We start from the raw sequence: 7237 nt of genomic DNA on the forward strand, positions 1-7237 counted from the left end.
TGCCTAATCCCGCTTCCCTTGTCCCGTCCGGCTTGCCGGACATCGCAATTAGCTCGGGAGGAAGAGTCCCGGGGACGAGGTGTCAGCCACAGTCCGCTCCGCCTCGTCCTTTTGCCGTTCTCTCGCCGCTCTTATTTTACGATCGCGCCGTTCGGCATGCCGTCGGGCACCGTTGCCAGCGTGAGTTGGCCACCCTGCGACGCCGCAAGAATCATTCCCTGTGAATGCTCGCCGCGAAGCTTCACCGGCTTCAGGTTCGCCACGCAAATGACTTTGCGTCCTACGAGCTCCTCAGGCCTGTAGAATTTGGCGATGCCCGAAACGACCTGCCTGCGCTCGCAGCCAAGGTCAAGCTGCAGCTTGAGCAGCTTGTCGGCGCCTTTGACCGGTTCGGCCGCAACGACCTGGGCGACGCGAAGCTCCACCTTTGCGAAATCGTCGATCGCGATTTCCGCCTTCGCGTCCGCCGGGGCGGCTTCGGCCGCGGCAGAGGAAGTCTCGGCCGCCGGTTCGGCCGGCTTCGCGCCTCCGGACATGGAGGCTGCGATGAATGCGATCTCGTCAGCCGTCTCCAGCCTCGGGAACAGCGGCGCTCCTTTGGCGACGACGGTGCCGCCGGGAAGCGCGCCGAATGTTTTCGTGCTGTCCCAAGCGGTCAGCTCGCCCGGCGTCACGCCCAGCTGCCGCCATATTTCCCTCGGCGCGTTCGTCAGAAACGGCTGAGTGAGAATGGAAATAATGCGCAGCGATTCGGCGAGATGATACATGGCCGATGCGAGCTGCGGCTTGGTCGCTTCCTCTCTGGCAAGCACCCACGGCTGCGTCTCGTCGATATATTTGTTGGTTCGGCCGACAAGCTGCCAGATCGACGACAGGGCGACGGAAAATTCCATCCGCTCCATGTTCGCCTCCACATGCGCGATCGTTTCCGCCGCCGCAGCCTGCAGCGGGGCGTCGAAAGCGGTCGCCTGCCCGTCGTAGGCCGGAACCGCGCCGCCGAAATATTTGTCGATCATCGCCACCGTCCGGTTCAGCAAATTGCCGAGGTCGTTGGCGAGATCGAAATTGATCCGCTCGACGAAATTTTCCGGCGTAAACGTGCCGTCCGCGCCGAACGGCACCTCCCGAAGCAGGTAATAGCGCAGCGCATCCAGGCCGTACCGGTCGATGAGCAGCAGCGGATCGACGACATTCCCTTTCGACTTGGACATTTTGCCGTCCTTCATCAGCAGCCAGCCGTGCGCGAACACCTTTCGCGGCAAGGGCTCCCCGAGCGCCATCAGCATGATCGGCCAGTAGATCGTATGGAACCGGACGATTTCCTTACCGACCAGATGGACGTCAGCCGGCCAGAAGGAGCGGTAAAGACCGTCGTTGTCCGTTCCGTAGCCGAGCGCGGTAATGTAGTTGGAGAGGGCGTCGATCCAAACGTAGACGACATGCTTCGGATCGCCCGGCACTTTGACGCCCCAATCGAACGTCGTGCGGGATACGGCCAGATCCTCGAGGCCCGGCTTGATGAAATTGTTGATCATCTCATTCCGGCGGGATTCCGGCTGGATAAACTCCGGATTCTCCTCATAGAATTGCAGCAGCCGGTCGGCGTATTTGCTCATGCGGAAAAAGTAGCTTTCCTCCTTGACGAGCTCCACCGGCCTGCCGCAGTCCGGGCAGTTGCCGCCCTCCAGCTGCCGCTCGAGGAAAAACGATTCGCACGGCGTGCAGTACCATCCCTCGTAGGTGCCTTTGTAAATATCGTCCTGTGCGAGCAGCCGCGCAAAAATGTTCTCGACGACCGCCTTGTGCCGCTCCTCCGTCGTCCGGATGAAATCGTCGTTCGAAATATCGAGCTTGCGCCAGAGCTCCTGGATGCCTGCCACAATCTCGTCAACGAACTGCTGCGGCGACTGCCCTTTCTCCCTCGCCTTCCGTTCGATTTTCTGCCCGTGCTCGTCCGTACCCGTCAAATAACGCACATTGAAGCCGCGCAGGCGCTTGTAGCGTGCCATGGCGTCTCCGGCCACCGTCGTGTAAGCATGCCCGATATGGAGCTTGTCGCTCGGATAATAGATCGGGGTCGTAATGTAGAACGAATGGTTCGATTCCGGCATTATTGTCGTCAGCCTCCTTGATCAATTGCGGGATTAGCCCCCAAAAAGTGACGTTAAGCGCTGAAGCGTATTCCGCTTGCTTTTCGGGAACCCCGGAAAACCTGTAAAACGGTAAAAAGCTCCCGTCCGCTATGGGACGAGAGCCTGGACTCACGTGATACCACCCAAATTCCTTCCGGCCATAAAGCGGCCCGGAAGCTTCTTTGCGCCGCCGTCCGGCGGCCCGCCCTTAACGCCGGCATACGTCCTTCCCTCACGGCGGCGGCGCCGGCGCTCGAAAAGAAATCCTCCCGGACCATGTTCCACAGCCGCTCCATGCCGGTTCGCAGCGTATCCGGCTCTCTGTGATGGGCAGACGCTCTGTACTTATCCGTTCATCGGATGTTCGTTATCCTGTTTCCTTATGGAAAATATAACGAAAACGGCAAGCCCGTGTCAAGGTCGGCGCTTCGGCGGCACAGGATCGATCCCACCCGGATGGAACGGATGGCAGCGGCAAATCCGCCTGGCCGCGAGCCACGAGCCCTTCAAGGCGCCGTGCGTTTCCAACGCCTCCAGCGCATAGGCCGAGCAGGTCGGATAGAACCGGCACATGGGCGGCTTGAGCGGCGAGATGAACCGGCGGTAAAACCGGACCGGCGCCTGGAGCGCCTTACGCACGGCTTTCCTCCTCCAGCGCACAGTCCTTGCAGTAGCCGAACACCTCGAATTTGTGCTTCAAGACCTTGAAGTCGTCCGGCGCCTCCGTCTGATCCATCGGGCAATAGCTGATCGGGTACGTCTTCCCGCACTGCAGGCAAATCATATGATGGTGGTGGTCATGGCCGCGGCAGTGCAGCTTGAACTTGACGCCGTCCTCGAATACGACCTGCTCCAGCACGCCCAGTTCGTCGAGCACCCGCAAATTGCGGTACACCGTATCAAAGCTGAGTCCGGAATAAAAACGGCCCATATAGTCGTATACGGCCTTCGGAGACAGATAGCCGGGCGTATCCGCGAACAGCTTGGCAAGCGTCTTCCGTTGATCGGTGATGCGCAGGCCCTGGGCCGACATCATCCGTATGATTTCGTCAGTCTGCAATCGCTTCTACCTCCGGGACATGTCGTTCTTCCTTTCATCATGCAGGAAAATGCCGGCGCCGTCAACGCGGGAAGCCCCGCCGTCCGTCGCGGACGAAAGCGGGGCTTCATGATCAGTACCGCTGCTCGGGCACCGGCAGGAACAGCATATGGATCGGCAGGTTGCTGCCGGACGCCAGTGTGAACACGATCTCGACCTTCTCCTCCCGGCTGCCCGTGCGGTAAAGAACCGCTGTCTCGCCGCTCGTTTTCAGCACGCTGCCGTCCGTCACGGTCACGACCTTGCCGTTCACGATAAAGGCGCCCGTGTAGTGGCCGCCGCGGGCATTCAGGCCGATCAGCGTGTTCGGCCCCACGTCGATCGTCATTTTGTACAGCACCCCGAAATTGCCGAGGTTCCATTCCAACCGTCCGGTCGTCTGGTCGATGCCGTCCAGATTTTTGTCCACCTTGTTGTCGCCGAGCACGATGCGCTGCGGCTGCCCGCCCAGCATGTTATCGACTTGAATGGTGCGGTCCGCATTGTAGAATGTGCCGCGAACGTGCTTGTCGATGCGGTCCATGATGGACAGCGACGACAGCGAGGCGATCGGATCGTCCTTCTCGGGGACGACGACGATGCGGTACCGGATCATTTTGTCCGACACGATATCGGCGTAAGCCGAGAACGTCTGGTCCTTCTTGATCGGCACAACGGCGATTTCCGGCAGCAGCACTTTCGATTCTCCCGGGCGGAGCGTCGTATACGTGACCGGCGTGTTGCGGTTAAGCATATCCAAATAGCGTACTGTAGAGAACTTGCCGGCATTCGTCGTGTATGGGTCGGGACCGCCCATGCCCCAGGCGCCGATTCCCACATCCGCCGATGTGCCGTTCATATTCGTCGCGACGATATACATCTTCACGTTGTAGCCGATGCCGTTCTGGTTGTACAGCAGGAAACGGGTTTTGCCCGTCAGCAGATCGTCGTATGCGACGCCGGTCGTCTCCCACCGTTCCGGACTGTTGCTCCGCACCATCTGGGCGGGCTCGTCAACGATCGTATACGGCACCGACTCATAGCTGAGCACCTCGGAGCCGTTCATCTCGTATTTTTGGCCGACGGCCGTAAACTTCCGGTTGTATTCGTCCCGCGTATACAGCACTTCATCGGTAACCGTCACCGTTCGCGTCACGCTCGAGGTCAATCCGTGACGGTCCGTCACCTGCAGCGTTACCTGCTTCTCGCCCGGTTCGAAAAACACCGGCTCGTTGCCGGTCCATTCGCGGTCGGTGATGGCATTCTCGTCATCGTAGCTTCGGTCGGTGTAGAGCACCTGCTCGCCGATCCGGTAGGACTGCTTCTCGGTGCCGAAATCGGCAACCGGCGCCTGATTCGGCTCGCGCACCGTGATCGTCACGCTGTACGGCTCGCTCCATTGTCCGCTCTCGTCCATGACCCGGCGGGTGATCGTGTACGTTCCGGCCGTCTGAAACACTTCCTCGCGGCCTTCCCACTGCTCCTCGACGATTCGCAGGCCGCCCGGGCTTGTCGCCAAATCCTCATAGGCAACCGTCGTCTGCGTCGCGTAAATTTCCTCGGGCAGCACGCGGAACGCCGCCTCCGGCAGGCTGCTCCACACGATCGTGATCGTCGTGCCGTTTACCCCGATTGTGCTGCCGGTCACATTGGACCAGGTGCGGATCGGCACCATCATGTAACCTTTCTGCGCATAGGCGGGGCCGGGAGCCCTGACGACCTTGCCGTCCACCTTGATGTAGGAGCTGCCCGACTTGAACCGGATCTCCTGCTTCGCCGAACGGGCGACCGCCTCCCTCGTCTTCGCGTCGTACGACAGCTTGAAGCCGAACGGTGCGGAAATGCCGTTAAGCGGCAAGTAAGCGGAGCCGTTTTTGTACGTCACCGGCTGCGCCGCCTTCCGTTCCGTGCCGTTAAATTGCATGACGGCGCTGTTTTTCTTTAATACCAGCGTGTTCGACCCGTCTGCTGCGGCATCGGCCGCCTGCGGCGGAGCAAGTAAAGGCAAAGCAAGCAACGATGTAATCAACAGTCCTTTTAGCGATTTGAATGAGTTCATCCCCGTCTCCTTCTCGTAGCAGCTTCTGACTGCTTTGTCTGTTCGGCGCATGCCGCTGCGAGCGCCCTACCTAAGTTAAACGTTACGCATACTGGAAAGGTTGCGGTTTTGCTGGAAAACGGAACTTGCGCTCCGCTCTCTATGTTCAAGGCAGCCCCCGATTCCGACGCCGTATTATCCGTTCCTGGCCATATTCGCCAGGAAGGCCGCGCTCATGGCCAGGAACGCCGCAACGGTGCAAAGCACCATAAAAAGCCGGCGGCGTTTGAGCCGTTTCACCGCCGCGGGATCGCCCGCCTGCAGCGCCTCCCGATAAGCGCGATTCACAAACAAGCTGGTTATGAACAGCGCGACAAAGCCGATATTGATGAAGAACCAAAGCTGCAAAAGCATGAATAACCTCCCTCGAATGAAGTCCGCTCCGCATGCCGGAAGCAGCCGGGGTCCACGCTTCATGCGCGGATCGCAGGATCGCAACAGCAGCCCCCGTCCGGTAAACGGCCGTCCTGCGGCCGAGTCTCCCGGAAGGAGGCTGCTCGGTTGGCGCCGCTTCCGCAGCGGCGTATCGTCCGGAATTACAAGAACCAGCGGTCGAGCAAGATTCCGAACAGGGCGCCGCTCGCAACGGCGCCGGCAAATGACAGCCACCCCGCTTTGAAGCGCAACTGGAACATCCGGAGAATGCCGAGACTGAGCAATGAAAAGGTAAGTAAAATGAAGATGGCGCCCATTATGAATAAACCTGCGGGCACTTGACTGACGTCAACGGCTGACATGAACCAACTCTCCTTTAACGCGAACGCGGCAATTCACCGTCTATCACTAAGCATTATAAGGGATATGCGCGAATGACGCCACTTTTTTCGCATAAATGGATATCCCGGCAGGCACAGGCCGCTGTCCGGTCGGCGGGGGGATTTGGACTTGCGCGGGCGCCGTCGGGCCGCACCGCTTCAACCTGCGCGGCTGCCGGCGCGGCGTCCCTCGCAGGAGCCGATAATCGTTTCCCTAACGCCGCCTCGCGAATCTTGCCGACAGCCGTGTTCCCGCCATTGATTGGGCCGGCTCTTTTCAGGAAAGCATGCGCGAAATGACCGCCAGCAGGCCAAAGACCAGCAAGCCGGCCAGCATCAAGGCGAAATCCCGCCGGTCCAAACGAAGCCTCACCGCCCGCGCCTCTACCGGATTGCCGCCGAAGCCGCGCACCTCAAGCGCCGTGGACAACCGGTCCGCAATTTGCAGCAGCGCCAGCATGAACGGGATCATCACCGTATGCAGCCGGCTGAGCGGCACTTTGCCCGGCGCCGACGGCCGTTTGCCGCGAACGGCGGCAATCCGCGCGAAACGCCGCCACTCGGCGGCAATAAGCGGCAAAAAGCGGAACAGCAGGGTAACGGTTAGCGACAATGAATGCACGCGGCGCTTGCCGATGCCGAGCGCCATCAGCGGCTGCTCGATCGCCAGCCGGAGCCGGTAAGGCGTTATCAGCCCGAGCAGCGGCAAGGCGAGCAGCATCGCGGTGAAAAGCCGGAACAGCAGCTGCATCGTGTCGATTGCCGCCGGCAGCGAGAATCGGATCGGCGCGAATTCAAAGCCGGTCAGAATGCCCATCAACGGAATGAAGCAGACGTAGTAATAAATAAGATTGCGATAAGGCCGAATCAGACCGGGCAAGCCGAAAAAGATGGCGGCACAAGCGGCTGCGCCTGCCGCAACGCCCGTCCACCCGCCAAGCATCAGCAGGCCGGATGCGGCAAGCAGATAAAAGGTCCAAAGCGCCCGCGGGTCCCGCCGCGACAGCGGATGCGCCGACAAATCCTCATCCGGCGCAGGCTGACGGGCCTCTGCCCGCTCAACACCGTCGGCCGGCGGCAAGGCCGGCGGAGCGGCCGGCTTCGGCGCAGGCTGCTCCGGCACGGGCAAAGGCTGCTCCGGCACGGGCAAAGGCTGCTCCGGTGCGGGCGCCGC

7 protein-coding genes are annotated in these 7237 nt (G+C 60.6%); all 7 read right to left on the bottom strand.

Features of this window, described 5'->3' with window-relative positions:
- Nucleotides 1-131: 131 nt before the first annotated feature.
- The gene (gene metG, locus RWM61_RS19670; protein WP_314004021.1) at nucleotides 132-2111 is read right to left on the bottom strand and encodes a methionine--tRNA ligase; all 1980 of its coding nucleotides are present in this window, start codon (nucleotides 2109-2111) and stop codon (nucleotides 132-134) included.
- Between the two features lie 435 nt (nucleotides 2112-2546).
- The gene (gene yidD, locus RWM61_RS19675) at nucleotides 2547-2771 is read right to left on the bottom strand and encodes a membrane protein insertion efficiency factor YidD (protein WP_314004024.1); all 225 of its coding nucleotides are present in this window, start codon (nucleotides 2769-2771) and stop codon (nucleotides 2547-2549) included.
- On the bottom strand, nucleotides 2764-3168 hold the full coding sequence (locus tag RWM61_RS19680) for a Fur family transcriptional regulator (protein ID WP_314004039.1): 405 nt from the start codon (nucleotides 3166-3168) through the stop codon (nucleotides 2764-2766). Before RWM61_RS19680 ends, yidD begins: the two co-directional genes overlap by 8 nt.
- 136 nt (nucleotides 3169-3304) lie before the next feature.
- The gene (locus RWM61_RS19685) at nucleotides 3305-5269 is read right to left on the bottom strand and encodes a stalk domain-containing protein (protein ID WP_314004027.1); all 1965 of its coding nucleotides are present in this window, start codon (nucleotides 5267-5269) and stop codon (nucleotides 3305-3307) included.
- A 174-nt stretch (nucleotides 5270-5443) separates the two neighbouring features.
- The gene (locus RWM61_RS19690) at nucleotides 5444-5662 is read right to left on the bottom strand and encodes a hypothetical protein (RefSeq protein ID WP_314004030.1); all 219 of its coding nucleotides are present in this window, start codon (nucleotides 5660-5662) and stop codon (nucleotides 5444-5446) included.
- 182 nt (nucleotides 5663-5844) lie between these two features.
- A complete protein-coding gene (locus RWM61_RS19695; protein WP_314004033.1) occupies nucleotides 5845-6045 on the bottom strand; it encodes a hypothetical protein in 201 nt (66 codons plus the stop codon).
- Nucleotides 6046-6340: 295 nt separating this feature from the next.
- A partial coding sequence (locus RWM61_RS19700) for an energy-coupling factor transporter transmembrane component T (protein ID WP_314004036.1) occupies nucleotides 6341-7237 on the bottom strand: 897 nt, incomplete at its 5' end.

Origin of the sequence: uncultured Paenibacillus sp. (assembly GCF_963515335.1) — a bacterium.
In the GTDB taxonomy this organism is placed as follows: Bacteria; Bacillota; Bacilli; order Paenibacillales; family Paenibacillaceae; genus Paenibacillus_I.